6 protein-coding genes are annotated in these 19859 nt (G+C 74.7%); all 6 read left to right on the forward strand.

Going from position 1 to position 19859, the window contains the following annotated elements:
- Positions 1-67 precede the first annotated feature (67 nt).
- The 6 genes from AB0M43_RS09385 (at position 68) to AB0M43_RS09410 (ending at position 19810) form a co-directional block, all read left to right on the forward strand.
- The gene (locus tag AB0M43_RS09385; protein ID WP_363722722.1) at positions 68-1063 is read left to right on the forward strand and encodes an iron-siderophore ABC transporter substrate-binding protein; all 996 of its coding nucleotides are present in this window, start codon (positions 68-70) and stop codon (positions 1061-1063) included.
- Between the two features lie 43 nt (positions 1064-1106).
- The gene (locus AB0M43_RS09390) at positions 1107-17519 is read left to right on the forward strand and encodes an amino acid adenylation domain-containing protein (RefSeq protein WP_363722724.1); all 16413 of its coding nucleotides are present in this window, start codon (positions 1107-1109) and stop codon (positions 17517-17519) included.
- Positions 17516-17728, forward strand: coding sequence for an MbtH family protein (locus tag AB0M43_RS09395; RefSeq protein ID WP_363722726.1), 213 nt, complete (start codon positions 17516-17518; stop codon positions 17726-17728). The genes AB0M43_RS09390 and AB0M43_RS09395 overlap by 4 nt, the downstream gene beginning before the upstream one ends.
- A 96-nt stretch (positions 17729-17824) precedes the next feature.
- Positions 17825-18214, forward strand: coding sequence for a hypothetical protein (locus tag AB0M43_RS09400; RefSeq protein ID WP_363722727.1), 390 nt, complete (start codon positions 17825-17827; stop codon positions 18212-18214).
- Between the two features lie 178 nt (positions 18215-18392).
- Complete coding sequence (locus AB0M43_RS09405; RefSeq protein WP_363722728.1) at positions 18393-18590, forward strand: (4Fe-4S)-binding protein; 198 nt, start codon at positions 18393-18395, stop codon at positions 18588-18590.
- 17 nt (positions 18591-18607) lie between these two features.
- Positions 18608-19810 carry a cytochrome P450 gene (locus AB0M43_RS09410; protein ID WP_363722729.1) on the forward strand — a complete coding sequence of 401 codons (1203 nt, stop codon included), beginning with the start codon at positions 18608-18610 and terminating at the stop codon, positions 19808-19810.
- The last annotated feature ends 49 nt before the right edge of the window (positions 19811-19859 follow it).

Below are 19859 nucleotides of genomic sequence, written 5' to 3' on the forward strand. Positions count from 1 at the left end.
GCCTCCCCCCGATCCCGCGGCTTCCCCTGGCCGCGTGCTCCCGCCTGACCGAGAGAAAGAGAAGCCCTTGAAGAAGTACCTGCCGGTGGCCCTGGCCGCCCTGGTGGCGGCCTCGCTGCTGTCCGCCTGCGGTGGTTCTGCCAAGGAGAGCGGGTCGTCCGCGACCCCCTCCGGTACCGGGGGCACGTTCCCGGTGACCGTCGAGCACAAGTACGGCAAGACCGAGGTCAAGAAGGAACCCGTCCGGGTCGTCACGCTGGGGCTGAGCGACCAGGACACCGTCCTGGCCCTCGGGATCAAGCCCGTCGGGGTCGTCGACTGGTTCAAGGAGAGCCCGTACGGCAAGTGGCCGTGGGCCAAGCCGCTGTGGGGCGACACCGTGCCCACCATCGTCGGCGAGCGCGACGACTACCAGGTCGAGAAGATCCTCACCCTCAAGCCGGACCTGATCATCGCCCAGTACAGCGGGATGAAGAAGGACCAGTACGAGACGCTGTCGAAGATCGCGCCCGTGGTGGCCCAGTCCGCCAAGCACGACGACTACGCCGCGCCGTGGCAGGAGATGACCCGCAACATCGGTAAGGCGCTCGGCCGCGAGACCAAGGTCAACGAGCTGATCACCGCGATCGAGAAGCGGTTCGCGGACGTCCGCACGGCGCACCCGGAGTTCGCGAAGCAGACCGCGGTGGTGGCCGAGAGCTACGAGCCCGGCAAGTACTCGGTGTTCTCCCCCACCGACCCGAAGACCCTGTTCCTCAAGGAGATGGGCTTCCAGCACTCCGAGGCCGTCGGCAAGCTGGCCGGCACCCAGAGCTTCGCCGACATCGGCACCGAGCGGCTCGACCTGCTCGACGTGGACCGGCTGCTCTGGGTGATCGACGACCCGGACGCCGAGAAGCGGATCAAGGAGGACCCGGTGTACGCGAAGCTCAAGGTCGTCACGGCGGGCAGGGCCGTGTTCGTGCCGTACACCGAGCCGCCGGCCGGGGCCGCGCTGGCCTTCAACACGGTGCTGAGCATCCCCTACGGCATCGACCAGCTCGTACCCCTCCTGACGAAGTAGCACCGCTCCCCCTCTTGAGCACCAACGGAAAGGCGACACGGCAATGGAACTGACCCGCGCTCAGGAGGGGATCTGGTACGCCAGCCAGCTCGCACACGGCTCGGCGTACCAGCTCGGCGGGTATGTCGAGGTCGGCGGCGACGTCGACCTCGACCGGCTGGTCTCCGCCGTGCGCGGGGCGGTCACCGACGCCGGGTGCCTGCACGTGGCGTTCACCGAGGTCGACGGCCGGCCCCGCCAGGAGCCGGTGGCCACGACCGTGGACGTGCCGGTGCACCGGTGCTCCGGGGACGACGCGCTGCGCCGGATGCGGGCGGACCTGACCACCGCCACGGACCTGACCGGGCACGCGCTGTTCGCGCTGGAGGACGGGCGGGTGTGGTGGTTCCAGCGATATCACCACCTCGTGATGGACCCCGACGGCGCGGCGGCCGTGACCCGGGCGGCGGCGGCACGGTACGAGGGCGCGACCGGGGCCCCCGGGTGGGGGCCCCGGTCGCTGCTCGACGCCGAGGCGGCCCACGACCCGGCCGACGACCGGGCCTGGTGGGCGCAGCGGCTGGCCGGGCTGCCGGAGCCGACCCGGCTCGTGGAACCCGCCTCCTCCGACGCGGCGCGGCTCGCCCTGCGCCGGACGGTCGCCCGGGTCGCCGAACCCGCGCGGGTGATCGCGGCCGTGGCCGCCTACACCCACCGGGTCACCGGCGCGCGTGACCTCGTGCTGGGCCTGCCCGTGTCGGCGCGGCTCGACCCGGCGACCCGCGACGTGCCCGGCATGGTGTCCAACGTGCTGCCGCTGCGGGTCGCGGTCCGGCCGGACACGCTCACCACCGACCTGGTCGCCGAGGTCGCGGCGGCGGTCGCGGAACTGACCGCGCACTCGCGGTACCGGGCCGAGGAGCTGTGCCGGGACCTGCGGGTACCCGGCGGGATCCGCGAACTCGTCGGGCCGGCCGTCACCGTCGTACCCGACAGCGGTCCGTGGCTGCTCGTGGACCTGTCCCGGGGCCCCGTCGACGACCTCTCCTTCTTCGTGTACCCCGACCGCCTCGTCCTCGCCGCCGACCCCGCCGCGTGCACCCCGGACGAGCTGGCCGACCACGAGCGCCGCTTCCTCGCCGTCCTCGACGCGTTCGACGCCCCCCGGCCGGTGGGCACCGTCGACCTGTTGTCGCACGACGAGTGCGCCCAGGTGCTGGGCGAGTTCGCGACCGACGAGATGCCGGTCGCCGATCTGACCTGGCCCGCCGCGTTCGAGGCACAGGCGCGCCGGGACCCGGGGGCCGTGGCCGTGGTGTGCGGGGCGGACCGGCTCACGTACGGCGAACTGGACGCCGCCGCGAACCGGGTCGCCCGGCTGCTGCGGTCCCGGGGCGTCGGCGCCGAGGACGTGGTGGCCGTCGCCGTACCCCGGTCCGTGGGGCTGGTCGTCGCGCTGCTGGGCGTGATGAAGGCCGGGGCCGCGTACCTGCCGCTGGACCTCGACCACCCGGCCGACCGGCTGGAATACATGGTCACCGACGCGGCCGCTCGTCTGGTGTTGACGGTGCCGGAGCTGGTCGGGGACGTGCCCGCGGCCGCCGTCGCGCCCGTGCTGCTCGCCGAGGCCGACGGGTTCGACGGTTCCCCGCTGGACGTGCCGGTCGCGCTGCACCAGGCCGCGTACGTCATCTACACCTCCGGCTCCACCGGCCGGCCCAAGGGCGTCGTCTGCTCCCACGACGGGATCGGCAGCCTGGTGGCCACCGCGACCGCCCGGATCGGCATCGACCGGACCAGCCGGGTCATCCAGTTCGCCTCCGTCGGCTTCGACGTGACCGTGTGGGACCTCGTGATGTCGCTGTGCGTCGGCGGCCGGGCGATCGTCGTGCCCGCCGAGCGCCGGGTGGCCGGCGAGGCGCTGACCTCCTACGTCGCCGAGCACCGGGCCACGCACATGATCCTGCCGCCGTCGCTGGTCGCGGCGCTGCCGGAGGACTGCGCGCTGCCGGACGGGTCCGTCCTGATCGTCGGTACGGAGACCGTGCCGTCGGAGCTGATCGCCCGGTGGGCGCGCCGGCTGACCGTGGTGGCCGCGTACGGGCTGACCGAGGCGACCGTGAACTCGACACTGTGGGCGGCCGAGGAGGACTGGGTCGGCCCGGTGCCGATCGGCCGGCCCGACCCGAACACCCGGTGCTACGTGCTCGACTCCGCGCTGCGGCCCGTCGCGGCGGGCGTCGTCGGCGAGCTGTACGTCGGCGGCCGGGGCCTGGCCCGGGGCTACCTGGGCCGGCCGGGGCTGACGTCCGAGCGGTTCGTGGCCGACCCGTTCGCGGGGCCCGGCGCGCGGATGTACCGGACCGGCGACCGGGCCCGGTGGCGCGCCGACGGCAACCTCGACTTCCTGGGCCGCTCCGACGGGCAGCTGAAGATCCGGGGCTACCGGATCGAGCCGGGCGAGATCGAGAGCGTGCTGATGGCCTACCCCGGCATCGGGCAGGCCGCGGTGACCGTGCGCGAGGACCAGCCGGGGGTCAAACGCCTCGTCGGGTACGCCGTGGGCGACGTCGACCCCGTGGCGTTGCGGGCGCACCTGGCGGACACGCTGCCGGAGTACATGGTGCCGGCGGTCGTACTGCTCGCCGGGCCGCTGCCGCTCACCCCGAACGGCAAGCTCGACCGGGCCGCGCTGCCCGCCCCCGACTGGGCCGCGATGACCGGGGACGACGCGCCGACCGGGCCGGCCGAGGAGACCCTGGCGGCCCTGTTCGCCGAGACGCTGGGGCTGCCCCGGGTCGGCGTACACGACAATTTCTTCGCTCTGGGTGGCGACAGCATCGTGGCGATCCAGCTGGTCAGCCGGGCCCGGCGCGCCGGCCTGGTGCTCAGCCCCCGCGACGTGTTCGAACGCCGCACCGTGGCCCGGCTCGCCGCGGTGGCCGCCGACACCCGGACCGTGGTGTCCGACGACGGGGTGGGCCTGGTGCCCGCGACCCCGATCATCCACTGGCTGCGCGAACTGGGCGGCGACATCGGCGCCTTCCACCAGTCGATGCTGCTCACCGTGCCGGCGGGCTTCGACGGGATCGGCGCGGCGCTGCGGTCCCTCGCCGACCGGCACGACCTGCTGCGGTCCCGGCTGCGGCGGGACGAGGGCTGGGCGCTGGAGGTCGCGCCCGCCGGCACCGTGGACGTGCCGCTGGCCACCGTCGCCGGCCCGGTGACCGAAGAGGCCACCCGCGCGGCGGTTGGCCGGCTGGACCCCGACGCCGGGATCATGGTCCAGGCCGTGTGGTTCCCCGACGCCGGCCGGCTGTTCCTCGCGCTGCACCACCTCGTGGTCGACGGCGTGACGTGGCGGATCCTGTGCTCGGACCTCGCGGACCTGGCCACGGGCGTGACGCCGCCGCCGGTGGGTACCTCGTTCCGGCGCTGGTCGGAGGTGCTGCACGCGGAGTCCTTAGCCCGGGCATCCGAACGGGACTGGTGGACCGGGGTGTTCGAGGGCGGCGTGCCGGCCCCGGGCCTGCGCGCACTCGACGCCGGCCGCGACACCGCCGGCACCGCCCGGCACCTGACCGTGACGCTGCCGGCCGGGCTGACCGCGCCGCTGCTGACCAGCGTGCCGGCGAACTACCACGGCGCCGTCAACGACGTGCTGCTCACCGCGCTGACCGTCGCCTGGTCGCGCTGGCAGAACTCCTCCCTGGTACTGGACCTGGAGTCCCACGGCCGCGAGGAGTCCCTCGGGTCCGCCGACCTGTTGGGCACCCTCGGCTGGTTCACCAGCATCTTCCCCGTCCGGCTGGACCCGGGCGCCGTCGACTGGGACGCGTTCCTCACCGGCGGCCCGGTCGTCGGTGACGTGCTGCGCCGGGTCAAGGAACAGCTCCGCGCCGTCCCCGGCGACGGGATCGGGTACGGGCTGCTGCGGCACCTCAACCCGGACACCCGCGCCGAGGTGGGCGCCCTGCCCGTACCGCCGCTGCTGTTCAACTACCTGGGCCGGTTCGCGATCGGCGACGCCGTGGCGTGGGACGCGGCCCCCGAGGCCGAGCCGATGGGCGACGCGTTCGACCCGGCCATGCCCCTCGGGCACCTCCTCGAGGTCAACTGCGCGGCCCGCGACGTCGACGGCGAGCCGACCCTGACCGCCACCTGGACCTGGCCCGACGGGGTGTTCGCCGACGGGGACGTGGCAGCGTTCGCCGAGCTGTGGTTCGCCGCCCTCGGCGCGCTCGCCCGGCACGCCGGCACCGGACACAGCCCCTCGGACTTCCCGCTGCTCGCGCTGACCCAGGACGAGGTCGACGGGTACGAGGCCGCCGTGCCCGACCTCGCCGACGTGCTCCCGGTCACCGCGTTGCAGGAGGGCCTGTACTTCCACGCCCTGTTCGACGAGTCCGCCGCCGACCTGTACGTGCCCCAGCAGCACCTCGACCTCGCCGGCCCGCTCGACCCCGCCGCCCTGCGCCGCTCCGCCCAGGACCTGCTCGACCGGCACGCCCCGCTGCGCGCCCGGTTCCGGCAGCGCGCCGACGGGCAGGTCGTCCAGCTGATCGCCGGACGGGTCGAGGTGGACTGGCGGGAGGCCGCCGGGGACCCCGACGCGCTCGCCGCCGGGGAACGGGCCCGCCGCTTCGACCTGGCCGCCGCGCCGCTGGTCCGGTTCCTGCTCGTGCCGACCGGCCCCGACCGGCACCGGCTCGTCATCACCCTGCACCACCTGGTGTCCGACGGCTGGTCGGAGCCGCTGATCGTCCGGGAACTCCTCGCGCGGTACGCGCCCGGCGGGAACCCGGCACGGTTGCCGGCCGCCCCGTCGTACCGGGAGTATCTGGAGTTCCTCGGCACCCGCGACCGGGACGCGGCCCGACGGGCCTGGACCACGGCCCTGGGTCAGCTGGACGGGCCGGGTCTGCTCGTCGCCCCCGGTGCCGCCGGGCACCCCGAGCAGGTCGACGTCGCGCTGCCCGACGGGCTGACCGACGCGTTGACCGCGCGGGCCCGGGACCTGGGCGTCACCGTGCACACCGTCGTGCAGGGCGCGTGGGGCCTGCTGCTCGGCCGGCGGACCGCGAAGGAGGACGTGGTGTTCGGCACCACCGTCTCCGGCCGGCACGCCGAGGTCGAAGGGGTGGAGTCCCTGGTCGGGGCACTGATCAACACGCTGCCGGTGCGGCTGCGCTGGTCGCTCGGGGACTCCGTGGCCACCGTGCTCACCCGGTTGCAGGAGGAGCAGTCCCGGCTGCTGGACCACCAGCACCTCGGGCTCGCCGAACTCCAGCGGATCGGCGGCGTCAGCGAACTGTTCGACACCCTCGTCGTGTCGGAGAACCTGCCCACCGGGGACCTGCCGCGCTCCGGGGACCTCGCGGTGACGGGTACCCGGAGCCTCGACGCCACCCACTACCCGCTGTCCCTGCTCGTCGGGTACGGCGACCGGCTCGACCTGCGCCTCGAACACGACCCGGGCCGGGTGCCGCCCGCCGACGCGCGCCTGCTGGCCGCGCAGCTCGTCCGGATCCTGGTGGCGGTGGCCGCCGACGCCTCCGCTCCCGTGTCGCAGATCGACCTGGTGGATCCGGTCGCGCTGGCTGGTGCCTCCGTGGCCGTGGCCGGGGCCACGCTGGCGGAGGCGTTCGCGGCCCAGGTCGCGCGGACGCCCGACGCGGTGGCGGTCGTGGCCGGCGCGGAGCGGGTCAGTTACGCCGAACTCGACGGGCGCGCCAGCCGGCTCGCCGGGGTGCTGGTCGAACGGGGTGTGCGGCCCGAGGAGGTCGTCGCCGTCGCGGTGCCGCGCTCCGTGGACCTCGTGGTCGCGCTGCTCGCGGTGCTGCGCGCCGGGGCCGCGTACCTGCCGGTGGACGCGGAGTACCCGGTGGAGCGGGTGCGGTTCATGCTCGCCGACTCCGGGGCGCGGACGGTGCTGACCACCGGGGACACCCGGTTGCCGCATGTGGACGGGGTGGTGCCGCTGCTGGTGGACGGCGCGGACGCGGTCGGCGCGGGCACGGTCGGCGTCGACACGGTTGGTGTGGGCACGGTTGGCGTGGAGGCGCGCGGCGGGGCCGCCGGTCTGCCCGCCCCGGGCACCGTGCGGCCCGACAACGCCGCCTACCTCATCTACACCTCCGGCTCCACCGGCACCCCCAAGGGCGTCGTCGTCAGCCACGCCGCGATCGGCAACCAGCTCGCCTGGTCCGCCGACCGGTTCCCCCTCGGGGCCGGCGACGCGATGCTGCAACTCGCCTCGCCCAGCTTCGACACCTCCGTCTGGGAACTGTTCTGGCCGCTCACCACCGGCGCGGCCGTCGTGCTGCCGGCGGCCGGCGGGCACTCCGACCCCGCGCACCTCGCCGGACTGATCCGGGAGCACCGGGTCAGCGCCGTCACGTTCGTCCCCTCGATGGTCGAGGCGTTCCTGCGGTCGGACGACGTGACCGCCGACCCGTCCTGGGCCGCGACCCTGCGCTGGGTGTCCAGCGGCGGCGAGGCGCTCACCGCCGACCTGGCCGCCCGGTGGCACGCGCTGACCGGCACCCGGCTGGACAACTTCTACGGGCCCACCGAGGCCGCCGTGCAGGTCACCTGGTGGGGCACCGACGGCACCGAGGAGTCCGTGGTGCCGCTCGGCGGTCCCGTGTGGAACACCCGGCTGTACGTGCTCGACGCCGGGCTGCGGCACGCGGGCGAGGGCGAGCTGTACGTCGCCGGGGACCAGGTGGCGCGCGGCTACCACGCCCGGCCCGGCCTGACCGCCGACCGGTTCGTGGCCGATCCCTACGGGCCGCCCGGGGCGCGGATGTACCGCACCGGGGACGTCGTGGCGCTGGTCGACGGGGGTCTGGAGTACCGGGGGCGCACCGACCAGCACGTGAAGATCCGGGGACACCGGGTCGAACTGGGCGAGATCGAGGCCTGCCTGGTCCGGGAGCCGTCCGTGGCCCAGGCCGTGGTGCTGGCCCGCACGGACGGGCCGGGGGCGCTGCGGCTCGTGGCGTACGTCGTGCCCGCGCCGGGTGCGGCGGTCAGCGTCGAGGCGTTGCGGGTCAGGGTGGCCGGGGCGTTGCCGGCGCCGATGGTGCCGTCGGCGTTCGTGGTGCTCGACGCGGTGCCGCTCAGCCCGAGCGGGAAGGTGGACCGGGCGGCGCTGCCGGCCCCGGAGGCCGCGAGGGGAACGCGCCCGGCGCCGGGAGCCGGCGTCGACAGCACGCCCGGCCAGGCCCGCCGGTCACCCGACGCCGTCACCGGGGCCGGGACCAGTGCCGGCGTCGAGGCCGGAGCCGGAACCGGCCCGGTCGCCGCCGACCCCGCCACCGCCACCCTGTGCGCCGTCTTCGCCCAGGTCCTGGGCCTGCCCGACGTCGCCCCCGACGAGGACTTCTTCGTCCTCGGCGGCGACAGCATCCTGTCCATCAGCGTCTCCAGCCACGCCCGACGAAACGGCATCGACATCAGCCCCCGAGACGTGTTCGCCCACCGCACCCCGGCGGCCCTCGCCGCCGTCGCCACCCCCGCCGCCCCGCCGGCCACCACCGGCCCGGTCGACGACGGCGTGGGCGACGTGCCGGCGCTGCCGATCGTGCACTGGCTGCGCGAGCACAGCCCCGACATCGCCGGCTACACGCTGCCGATGCTGGTCACCACCCCGGCCGGGGCCGACGCCGCGTCCATCGCCGCGACCCTGCAGGCCGTGATCGACCACCACGCGGCGCTGCGGTTGAAGCTGACCCGGATCGCGTCGGTGCTGTGGTCGCTGGACACCCGGCCCGTGGGCGCGGTCCGCGCCGAGGACGTGCTGCGCACCGTGGACGTGTCCGGGGCCGTCGCCCGGGACGGGGCCGACGCGGGCACCGACGGAGCCAACGGCGCGACAGCCGCGGGTGGCTCCGCGTTGCGGCAGGTGGTCGCCGAGGAGTTCGCCGCCGCCGTGGCCCGGCTCGACCCCGACAGCGGGACGGTTCTCCAGGCCGTGTGGTGCGACGCGGGTGCCGGCGCGCCCGGCCGGCTGCTCCTCGCCGTACACCATCTGGCGGTCGACGGGGTGTCCTGGCGGATCCTGTTCGAGGACCTGGCCTCGGCGTGGCGCGGCGAGCAGCTGCCGCCTGTGACCACCTCCCTGCGCACCTTCGCCAAGGCCGTCGCGGACGAGGCCCAGCAGCCCGCCCGGCTGACCGAACTCACGCACTGGGCCGCCACCCTGGCCCCCGGCGCGGACCTCGTCCAGGGCGGCGTGGTCGGCGGCACCGCCCGGCAGCGGGTCACCCGGCTGACCGCCGCCGAGACCGCCCCGCTGCTGACGACCGTCCCGGCGGCGGCGCACGCGGACGTCACCGACGTGCTCCTCGCGGGCCTGCGGATCGCGGTGGACTCCCCCGCCGACCTGCTCGTGGACGTCGAACGGCACGGCCGGGAGGACCTCGGCGCGCGCCTGGACCTGTCCCGCACCGTGGGCTGGTTCACCAGCGTGCAGCCGGTCCGGTTGGCGCCGGGCGAGGGCTGGGACGTGGTCAAGGACGTCAAGGAGCAGCTCCGGGCGGTACCGGACGGCGGGTTCGGGCACGGGCTGCTGCGGTACCTCAACGCGCAGGTCGCCCCGATCCTGGCCCGGATGGCCGCGCCCCAGGTGCTGTTCAACTACTTCGGCCGGTTCCCCGCCGCGACGGGCGCCGACTGGACCCCGGCGGCCGAGCTGCCCGAGCAGGTCAACGGCGGGATCGCGCCCTCGCACCTGCTCCAGGTGGACGCGGTGTGCGAGGAGACGCCGGACGGCCCCCGGTTGAAGGTCACCTGGACCTGGTCGGAGGGCGGGCTGTCCGAGGCGGACGTCGCCGCGCTCGGCGACCGGTGGGCGGCGGCGCTGCGCGGCCTGTCGGCCGGGGAGTCGAGCGGGCTGACCCCGTCGGACCTCACGGTGCTCGCGCTGTCCCAGGAGGACATCGTCCGGGTCGAGGCGGCGGCGGGCGGGCCGGTGTCCGACATCTGGCCGCTGTCCCCGCTCCAGGAGGGGCTGTACTTCCACTCCAGCTACGACTCCGGCGCGATCGACCTGTACACCGCGCAGGACTTCTTCGATCTCGGCCGGGTGGACCTGGAGCGGCTGCGGGTGGCCGGCCGGGCGCTGCTGGCCCGCAACCCGAGCGTGCGGGCCGGGTTCACCAGCGACGGGCTGCCCTCGCCGGTGCAGTTCGTGGCCGCCGCGCCCGAGCTGCCGATCGTCGAGGTGGACCTGTCGGCGCTGGACCCGGACTCGCGGGACGCCCGGGTGGCCGAGCTGATGGCCGCCGACCGGACCCGCCGGTTCGACCTGGACCGACCGCCGCTGTGCCGGCTGCTGCTGCTCCGGCTCGGCGACCACGACCGGCTGGTGGTCAGCCACCACCTGATCCTGTGGGACGGCTGGTCGGAGGGCCTGTTCCTGCAAGAACTCTTCTCGTTGTACGAGACGGGCGGCGCGGGCGGCGAGACCCCCGGCTCGTACCGCGACTACCTCGCCTGGCTCGCCGGCCAGGACGTGGCGGCCTCCGCCGACGCGTGGCGCGACGCGCTCGCCGGTCTGGAGGAGCCGACGCTGGTCGGTCCGGCCGGCCGGGACCGCGAACCCGTCATCCCGCGGCGGCACGAGGCGGTGCTGTCCGAGCGGCTCAGCGACCGGGTCCGCGAGGAGGCCCGGCGCGCCGGGGTCACCCTCAACGCGGTGCTCAACGCGGCCTGGGCCCTGGCGCTGTCCAACCAGGTCGGCCGCGACGACGTCGTGTTCGGCACCACGGTGGCGGGCCGGCCGGCGGACGTACCCGGCGTGGAGTCCGTGATCGGGTTGTTCCTGAACACGGTGCCCGTCCGGGTGGCGCTCGACCCGCGCGAGACGGTCGCGGCCCTGCTCCGGCGGATCCAGGACGACCGGGGCCGGCTGATGGCGCACGAGCACGTGGGGCTCGGCGTGATCCAGCGCGGCGCGGGCCACACCCAGCTGTTCGACACCCTGTACGTGCTGCAGAACTTCTCCGGCGGGGACGACGACCTGGCCGGCCTCAAGGAACGGCACGGCATCGTGTCCTCCGGCAGCGTGGACGCCACCCACTACCCGGTGGTGCTGGTGATCGCCCCGCAGGACCGGCTGCTGGTCCGGCTCGACTACCGGGCCGACCTGATCTCGCCGGCCGCCGCCGGGGCGCTGCTCGAACGGTTCACCACGCTCGTGGAGCGGCTGGTCGCCGACACGTCCGTGCTGGTCGGGGCCCTGGACGTGGTGCCGGCCGCCGAGCGCGCCCGCCTGGAGCTGGACTGGGACGTCAGCCGCCGCCCGCTGGACGGGAGCACGGTCGCGGACCTGCTGGCCGGGCAGGTGGCCCGCACCCCCGACGAGATCGCGCTGGTGTTCGGCACCCAGGCGTGGACGTACGCGGAGCTCGACGCGCGGATCAACCGGCTGGCCCGGCTGATGGTGGACGCGGGGGCCGGCCCCGAGCGGGTGGTGGCCCTGGCGCTGCCGAGGTCGGCGGACATGGTCGCGGCGCTGTTCGCGGTCCTGCGCACCGGGGCGGCGTACCTGCCGCTGGACCTGGACTACCCGGCCGACCGGCTGGCGTTCATGCTCGACGACGCCGCCCCGCTGTGCGTGGTGTCCACGGTGGCCGTGGCGGCGACGCTGCCCGCGACCGGGGTGCCGGCGCTGCTGCTGGACGACCCGGCGACGGCCGCCGCCGTGGCCGCGCTGCCCGGCGACGCGCTCGGGCTGACGTTCAGCCTGGAGCACCCGGCGTACGTCATCTACACGTCCGGATCGACCGGGCGGCCGAAGGGCGTCGTGACCCCGTACCGGGGGCTGACGAACATGCAGCTCAACCACCGGGAGGCCATCTTCGACCCGGTGGTGGCGGGCGCTGGCCGGCGGCTGCGGATCGCGCACACCGTGTCGTTCTCCTTCGACATGTCGTGGGAGGAGCTCCTGTGGCTCGTGGAGGGCCACGAGGTGCACGTGTGCGACGAGGAGCTGCGCCGCGACGCGGAGGCCCTGGTGGCCTACTGCGACGCGTACCGGATCGACGTCATCAACGTGACCCCGACCTACGCGCACCACCTGATCGAGGAGGGCCTGCTCGCCGACGGGCACCACCGGCCGGCGCTCGTGCTGCTCGGCGGCGAGGCGGTGTCCGACGCGGTGTGGTCCGCGCTGCGCGACGCCGAGGGCACGCTCGGGTACAACCTGTACGGGCCGACCGAGTACACGATCAACACGCTCGGCGGGGGCACCACCGACAGCGACACCCCCACGATTGGCCGGGCGATCTGGAACACCCGCGCCTACGTGCTGGACAGCTGCCTGCGGCCCGTGCCGGTGGGCGCGCCCGGCGAGCTGTACGTCGGCGGCGTCGGCCTGGCCCGGGGCTACCACGCCCGTCCGGGGCTGACCGCCGACCGGTTCGTCGCCGACCCGTTCGGCGCGCCCGGCGCCCGGATGTACCGGACCGGCGACCTGGTCCGGCAGCGCCCCGACGGCAACCTGGACTTCCTGGGCCGCACCGACGACCAGGTGAAGATCCGCGGCTACCGGATCGAGCTGGGCGAGGTGGAGGCCGCGATCGAGGCGCACCCCGACGTCACGCACGCCGCCGTCGTGGTCCTGGACAAACGCCTCGTCGGGTACGTGGTGGGCGACGCCCCGGGCCTGCGCGGGTACCTGAAGGCGAAGCTGCCCGTCTACATGGTCCCGGCGGCCCTCGTCGTCGTGGACCGGCTGCCGCTGACCGTCAACGGCAAGCTCGACATCCGGGCCCTGCCCGCGCCGGACGCCACCCCGGCCGCCCCGAGCCGCGCCCCGGCCACCGAGGCCGAACGCGTGCTGTGCGCCCTGTACGCCGACGTGCTCGGGGTCGCCAATGTCGGCGTGGACGACAGCTTCTTCGACCTCGGCGGGCACTCGCTGCTGGCCACCCGGCTGGTCAGCCGGGCCCGGACCGCGCTGTCGGCGGAGCTGTCCATCCGGGACCTGTTCGAGGCGCCGACCGTCGCGGACCTGGTGCGCCGGATCGGGGTGTCCGACCGGGCACCGCTCGTCCGGCGGGACCGGCCGGAGCGGCTGCCGTTGTCGTTCGCGCAGCAGCGGCTGTGGCTCGTGCAGCAGCTGGACGGGGACTCCTCGGCGTACAACTTCCCGATCGCGTTCACCGTGCGCGGGGCGCTGGACCTCGGCGCGCTGCGGGCCGCGTTCACCGACGTCGCGGAGCGGCACGAGGCGCTGCGGACCGTGTTCGGCGAGCACGAGGGGCAGCCGTACCAGCGGGTGCTCGCGGCGGACGTACCCTTCGAGGTGGTCGACGATCTCGATCTGGTCGCCGCGATCGACCGGCCGTTCGACCTGGCCACGGAGATCCCGCTGCGGGTCACCGTGTCGGAGACGGCCCCCGGCGAGCACCTGGTCGTCGTGCTGCTGCACCACGTCACCACCGACGAGTGGTCCGACGGGCCGTTCCTGACGGACCTGGCGGAGGCCTACGCGGCCCGGCTGGCCGGCGGTGCCCCCGGCTGGGCGCCGCTGCCGGTGCAGTACGCCGACTACACGCTCTGGCAGCGCGACCTCGACACGACCGGGCAGCTCGACTACTGGCGGACCGCGCTCGCCGGCCTGCCCGAGGAGCTGGAACTGCCCACCGACCGGGCCCGGCCGGCCGTGCCCGACTTCCGGGGCGGCTCCGACCGGATCGCGTTCGGCCCGGAGCTGGCGGCGGGGGTGCGCCGGCTGGCCCAGCAGCACAACGCCAGCGGGTTCATGGTGTTCCAGGCCGCCGTCGCCGCGCTGCTGTCCCGGCTCGGCTGCGGCACGGACATCCCGGTCGGGGTGCCCGTCGCCGGCCGGACCGACGCGGCCCTCGACGACCTGGTCGGGTTCTTCGTCAACACCCTGGTGCTGCGCGCGGACACCTCAGGCGACCCGACGTTCGCCCAGCTCGTGGACCGGGTGCGGGAGGCCAACCTCGCCGCGTTCGACCACCAGGACGTGCCGTTCGAGGCCGTCGTGGAGGCGTGCAACCCGGTGCGTTCGCTGTCGCGGAACCCGTTGTTCCAGGTCATGGTCACCTACCGCAACCCGGTCGGGGACGACTTCGCGCTCGCGGGGCTGGACACGGAGTTCGTGGACTTCGAGACGGGTACCGCCAAGTTCGACCTGGCGTTCACGTTCTCCGACGGGGGCGCGTACCTGGAGTACCGGCTGGACCTGTTCGATCCCGCGACGGTGACCCGGATCGGCCAGCGGCTGGTCCGCCTCCTCGACGCGGCCCTCGCCGACCCGACCCTGACCGTCAGCCGGCTCGACGTCCTCGACGCCGACGAGAGGCACCAGGTACTGGAGGGCTTCAACGACAACGCCCGGCCCGTCGCCGAACTGTCGATGATCGCGGCGTTCGAGGCCCGGGCGGCCGTGTCCCCCGACTCCGTGGCCGTCGTGGACCGGCACCGGTCGGTCACCTACGCCCAGCTCGACGAGCGGGCCACGGCCGTCGCCCGGCTGCTCGCCGCGCGGGGCGTCGGCCGCGAGGACGTCGTCGCCCTCGCCCTGCCCCGGTCCGCGGACCTGGTCGCGGCCGTGCTCGGCACCCTCAAGCTGGGCGCCGCGTTCCTGCCGCTGGACCTCGCGCACCCGGCCGACCGGCTGTCCTACATGCTCACCGACTCCCGGGCCCGGCTCGTGGTCGCCGATCCCGGCACGGTCCTGCCCGAGGTCGTGCCCCGGCTGTCCCTGGACGCAGACCCCGGCACCGCGCCGCTACCGCCCGCTCCCGACGGGATCGACCACGCCGCCTACGTGATCTACACGTCCGGCTCGACCGGCCGGCCCAAGGGCGTCGTCCTCACCCACGAGGGCATCGGCAGCCTGGTCGCCACCGCCGTGCACCGGATGGGCGTCGGCCCCGACAGCCGGGTGCTCCAGTTCGCCTCGATCGGGTTCGACGTGTTCGTGTTCGAGCTGGCCATGGCGCTGTGCGTCGGCGGCCGGCTGGTCTGCGTGCCCGACGACGCCCGGGTGCCCGGCCCGGCGCTCACCGAGTTCGTCGCCGACCGGCGGATCACACACATGATCCTGCCGCCGTCCCTGGTCTCGGCCCTGCCGGCCGACTGCGAGCTGCCCAAGGACGCCGTCGTGCTGGTGGGTACGGAGACCGTGCCGCCGGACCTCGTCGGCCGCTGGGCGGAACGGCTCCGGCTCTTCGGCGCGTACGGGCTGACCGAGGCGACCGTCAACTCGACCCTGTGGGACGCCGTGCCCGGCTGGTCCGGGGCCGTCCCGATCGGCGTGCCCGACCCGAACACCCGGTGCTACGTGCTCGACGGGGCGCTGCGGCCCGTGCCGGTGGGCGTGGTCGGCGAGCTGTACGTCGGCGGCCGGGGCCTGGCCCGGGGATACCTGGGCAAGCCCGGGCTGACCGCCGAGCGGTTCGTGGCCGACCCGTTCACCGGTGGCCGGATGTACCGGACCGGCGACCGGGCCCGGTGGCGCGCCGACGGCAACCTCGACTTCCTCGGCCGGGTCGACGACCAGGTCAAGATCCGGGGCTTCCGGATCGAACTCGGCGAGGTCGAGGCCGCGCTCGCCCGGCACCCCGGCGTGGCCCAGGCGGCCGTGCTGGCGCACCGGGACGGGGACATCGCCCGGCTCGTGGGGTACGTGGTGCCCGCCGGACGGGCCACCCCGCGGGACGCCGGGCCGCACGGCACGGCCCCGGGTTCCGCCTGGGCCGAGGATGGGCCGCTCGGGTCCACCGCCCCCGCCCCCGTCGGCGCGCTCGACCCCGCAGAGGTACGGGCCACGGCCGCCGCCGCGCTGCCCGACTACATGGTGCCCGCCACCGTGCTCGTCCTCGACGGGCCCCTGCCGCTCACCCCGAACGGCAAGCTCGACCGGCGCCGGCTGCCCGTCCCCGACTGGGCCGGGCTCACCGGCGACGCCCGGCCCGCCACCCGCGAGCAGGAGGTGGTGGCGGGGGTGTTCGGCGACGTCCTCGGCCTGGCCGACGTGGGCGCGCACGACAACTTCTTCGCGCTCGGCGGGCACTCCATGGCGGCCATGCGGCTCGTCGGGAAGATCCGGGCCGCGTTCGGGGTGGACATCGCGATCCGGGACGTGTTCGACGCCCCGACCGTCGCGGGCGTCGCCGGCCTGCTGGCCACGGCGGCGGCCGGTCGCGCCCCGCTGCGGCCCCGGCCCCTGCCGGAGACCGTGCCGATCGCCCCGGCCCAGCGCCGGCAGTGGACCGGGCTCGACGCCGCGCCGGACATCGCCCTCGCCCTGCGCCCGCCGGCCCCGCTGGACGTCGCGGCCCTGACGGCGGCGGTGCGCGACCTGGTGGAACGCCACCCGGCGCTGCGGACCCGGATCGTCGACGAAAACCTGGTGCCCCGCGAGGAGCCACCGACCCTGGAGGTGCTGCCGCCGGGCGGCGACCTCGACGGCCGGCTCGTGGCGCTCGGCTCCGAATGGGCCCAACCCGGGTTCCGGGTCCGGCTGCTCACCGACGGGACCGGCGAGCAGGCGGTGCTGCTCACGGCGTCGTACCTGTTCGTGGACGAGTGGTCCGTGGTGCCGCTGATCGGGGACCTGACCAGCGCGTACGAGGCCCGGCTCGCCGGCGGGGCGCCCGACTGGGCCCCGCTCCCGGTCACCTACGCCGACTACGCCCTCTGGGCGCACGAGGTGCTCGGCGACCCGGCGGACCCGCGCAGCCTGGCGGCCCGGCAACTGGGCTACTGGCGGGAGGCGCTGCGCGGCGTACCCGCCGAGGTGGCTCTGCCCGCCGACCGACCGCGACCGGCGGCACCCACCGGGGGCGGCGACGTCGTCGGCCTCACCCTCGACGTGGACCTGCACCGGGGCGTGGACGCGCTGGCCCGCACGACGGGGACCAGCATGTTCATGGTGCTCCAGGCGGCGCTCGCGGCCCTGCTCACCGGGCACGGGGCCGGCGGGGACATCCCGGTCGGCACCCTCGCCGCCGGCCGGACCGAGGACGCCCTCGCCGGGCTCGTCGGCTGCTTCGTCAACACCCTGGTCCTGCGCACCGACACGGCCGGCGACCCGAGCTTCACCGAACTGCTCGGCCGGGTCCGCGAGACCGACCTGCGGGCGTTCGACCACCAGGACGTCCCGATCGGGGACGTGCTGGCCGCCGCCGGGCTGGATCCGGCGCACCCCCGGGTGATGGTCGTGCACCACGAGGAGGCCACCCTGTCCGACGGCCTCGGCGCGCTCGACGAGGTGCCGACCGGCGCGGCCGCCGCCGACCTGACTCTCAGCTTCTACGAGCCCCGGGGCGACACGCCCGTGCACTGCGACCTGATCTACTCCACCGACCTGTTCGACCGTGGCACCGCCGAGCGGCTCGCCACGGACCTGCTCGCCGTCCTCGGCGCGGCGGTCACCGACCCGGATCGTCCCCTGTCCAGCATCACCAGCAGCGAGGAGCACACCCGATGAGCACGAACCCGTTCGAGGACCGCGACGGCCGGTTCCTGGTCCTGACCAACCTCGAGGACCAGCACTCGCTGTGGCCGGCGTTCATCCCGGCACCGGCGGGCTGGACGACGGTGTTCGGCGACGCGACCCGCGAGGAGTGCCTGGAGTACGTCGAGGCGCACTGGACGGACCTGCGGCCGCGTTCGCTGCGGGAGCAGATGGCCGGCTGAACCACCGGGAGCCCACGGGGCCGGGGTGTCCACGGACGCCCCGGCCCTTTCCATACCCCAAAAGGGCATTTAATATTTTTTGGGTACTATGCCCGCATGGCGTACTACACAGACCAGGAGCGGGACACCATCCGCGCCGCCACGTTCGGGGCCGTCGGCCTCGTGTCGGCGGCCGAGCCGGGGCACTTCGACGTCGTCACCGAACACCTCGCGGCGAGCCGGGCCCTGGCCTCGGCCCCGGAGTCCCTGCGCGGCGTGCTGCGCGTCGACCGGATCCCGATGACCGCGAGCACCGACCGGGCCGTCGTGCTGGCGTCGCTGACGGAGTCGGCCCGGATCCTGGCCGCCCGGTCCGCCGAGGACCTCGACGCGTTCCGCGACGTCATCGCGCACGCGTGCGGCGCGGCGGCCGGCGCGGTCGACGGCGTGTCCGACCGCGAGCGGGGCGCGCTGACCGAGGTGCACGCGGCGGTCGGCATCGTCTGACCGGCGCCCGGCGCCTCCCACGTTCCCCGTTCCGCCACCCCTCCCCCGCCGCGACCGACCACGTCGGCACTCCCGCCGATCGAGGTCGGTCGCTTTTGCCCGCCCGCCTTTGTGGACGATGGCATCGTTGTCGGGATATACATCGAAGTGATGTTGAACCGTCCCGAAGGAGCCGACGATGCGGATCACGGTCTCACCGGACTCATGCTGCGGATCCGGACAGTGCGCGCTGCGGCTGCCCGAGATCTTCGACCAGGACGAGGTGGACGGCACCGTCGTGCTGCTGGTCGAGCGGCCCGCCGAGCAGTTCCGGGCCGCCCTGCGCGAGGCGGTGCTGACATGCCCCTCCGGAGCCATCGAGCTCGTGGAGGAATGACCGAAGGAGGAGCCGCGATGACCGACACCGTGAACCTGCTGCCCACCACCCGGACCGCCCCCCTCGATCCACCACCGGAACTCCTCGCCCTGCACACCGACGAGGGTCCCGTCAGCCGGCTGGACTTCCCCAACGGGAGGCGCGGCTGGCTCGTCACCGGCTTCGACGAGGTCCGGGCCGGGCTGATCGACCCCCGGCTGAGCGCCCGCGACCGGCTCGCCCTCAACCCGATCCGCAAACTCGAACTCACCGACGAGCAGTGGGAGCAGGCCAACCGGCCCAACCTGCTCAACACCGACCCGCCGGACCACACCCGGTTGCGCCGGATGCTCACCGGCCTGTTCACCGTCCGCCGGATGCGGGCCCTGACGCCCAGGATCGAGGAGATCGTCGCCGAACACCTCGACGCGATGGCCGCCGGCCCCGGGCCGGTCGACCTCGTCACGGCCCTGGCCCTGCCGGTGCCGTCCCTGGTGATCTGCGAACTGCTCGGCGTGCCCTACGAGGACCGGGAGACGTTCCAGGGGCTGACCGCGACCCTGTTGCGGATCGACTCCACCGGCGAGCAGGTCGCGGCGGCGGGCGACGGGCTCCGGGAGTACATGACGGGGCTGGTGCGGGCCAAGCGGGAGACGCCCGACGACGGGCTGCTCAGCGAGCTGCTCCAGAACGAGGAGAGCCTCACCGACCAGGAGGCGGCCGGCACCGGCCTGCTGCTGCTGATCGCCGGGCACGAGACGACGGCGAACATGATCGGCCTGGGCACGTACACGCTGCTCAACGAGCCGGAGCGCTGGGCGGAGCTGCGCGCGCACCCCGAACTCGTCGAGCAGGCGGTCGAGGAGCTGCTGCGGTACCTGACGATCGTGCACTTCGGGCTCCCCCGCACGGCGACGGAGGACCTGGTGCTCGGAGGGCGGGAGATCGCGGCCGGCGACCCGGTGCTGCTGCACCTGTCGGCGGCCAACCGGGACCCCGCCCAGTTCGACGGGCCGGAGTTCCTGGACTTCCACCGCGAGTCCGTCCGGCACATCGCCTTCGGGTACGGGGTGCACCAGTGCCTCGGCCAGCAGCTCGCCCGCAACGAGATGGCCGTCGTGTTCCGCAGGCTGGTGGAACGCTTCCCGGACCTGCGCCTGGCGGTGCCGGCCGGGGAGGTGCCGATGCGCACGGACATGGCGATCTACGGGGTGCACCACCTGCCGGTGGAGGTGGGATAGCCAAATCCCGTCGCCGCGCTCCGGATAAGGCCGGGGCGCGGCGGCGGCG

Origin of the sequence: Longispora sp. NPDC051575 (genome assembly GCF_040681875.1) — a bacterium.
GTDB lineage: Bacteria > Actinomycetota > Actinomycetes > Mycobacteriales > Micromonosporaceae > Longispora.

Bases quoted from the DNA above. Each gene is read 5' to 3' on its own strand.
- AB0M43_RS09390 (WP_363722724.1), top strand. From the start codon at position 1,107: ATGGAACTGACCCGCGCTCAGGAGGGGATCTGGTACGCCAGCCAGCTC.
- AB0M43_RS09395 (WP_363722726.1), top strand. From the start codon at position 17,516: ATGAGCACGAACCCGTTCGAGGACCGCGACGGCCGGTTCCTGGTCCTG.
- AB0M43_RS09400 (WP_363722727.1), top strand. From the start codon at position 17,825: ATGGCGTACTACACAGACCAGGAGCGGGACACCATCCGCGCCGCCACG.
- AB0M43_RS09405 (WP_363722728.1), top strand. From the start codon at position 18,393: ATGCGGATCACGGTCTCACCGGACTCATGCTGCGGATCCGGACAGTGC.
- AB0M43_RS09410 (WP_363722729.1), top strand. From the start codon at position 18,608: ATGACCGACACCGTGAACCTGCTGCCCACCACCCGGACCGCCCCCCTC.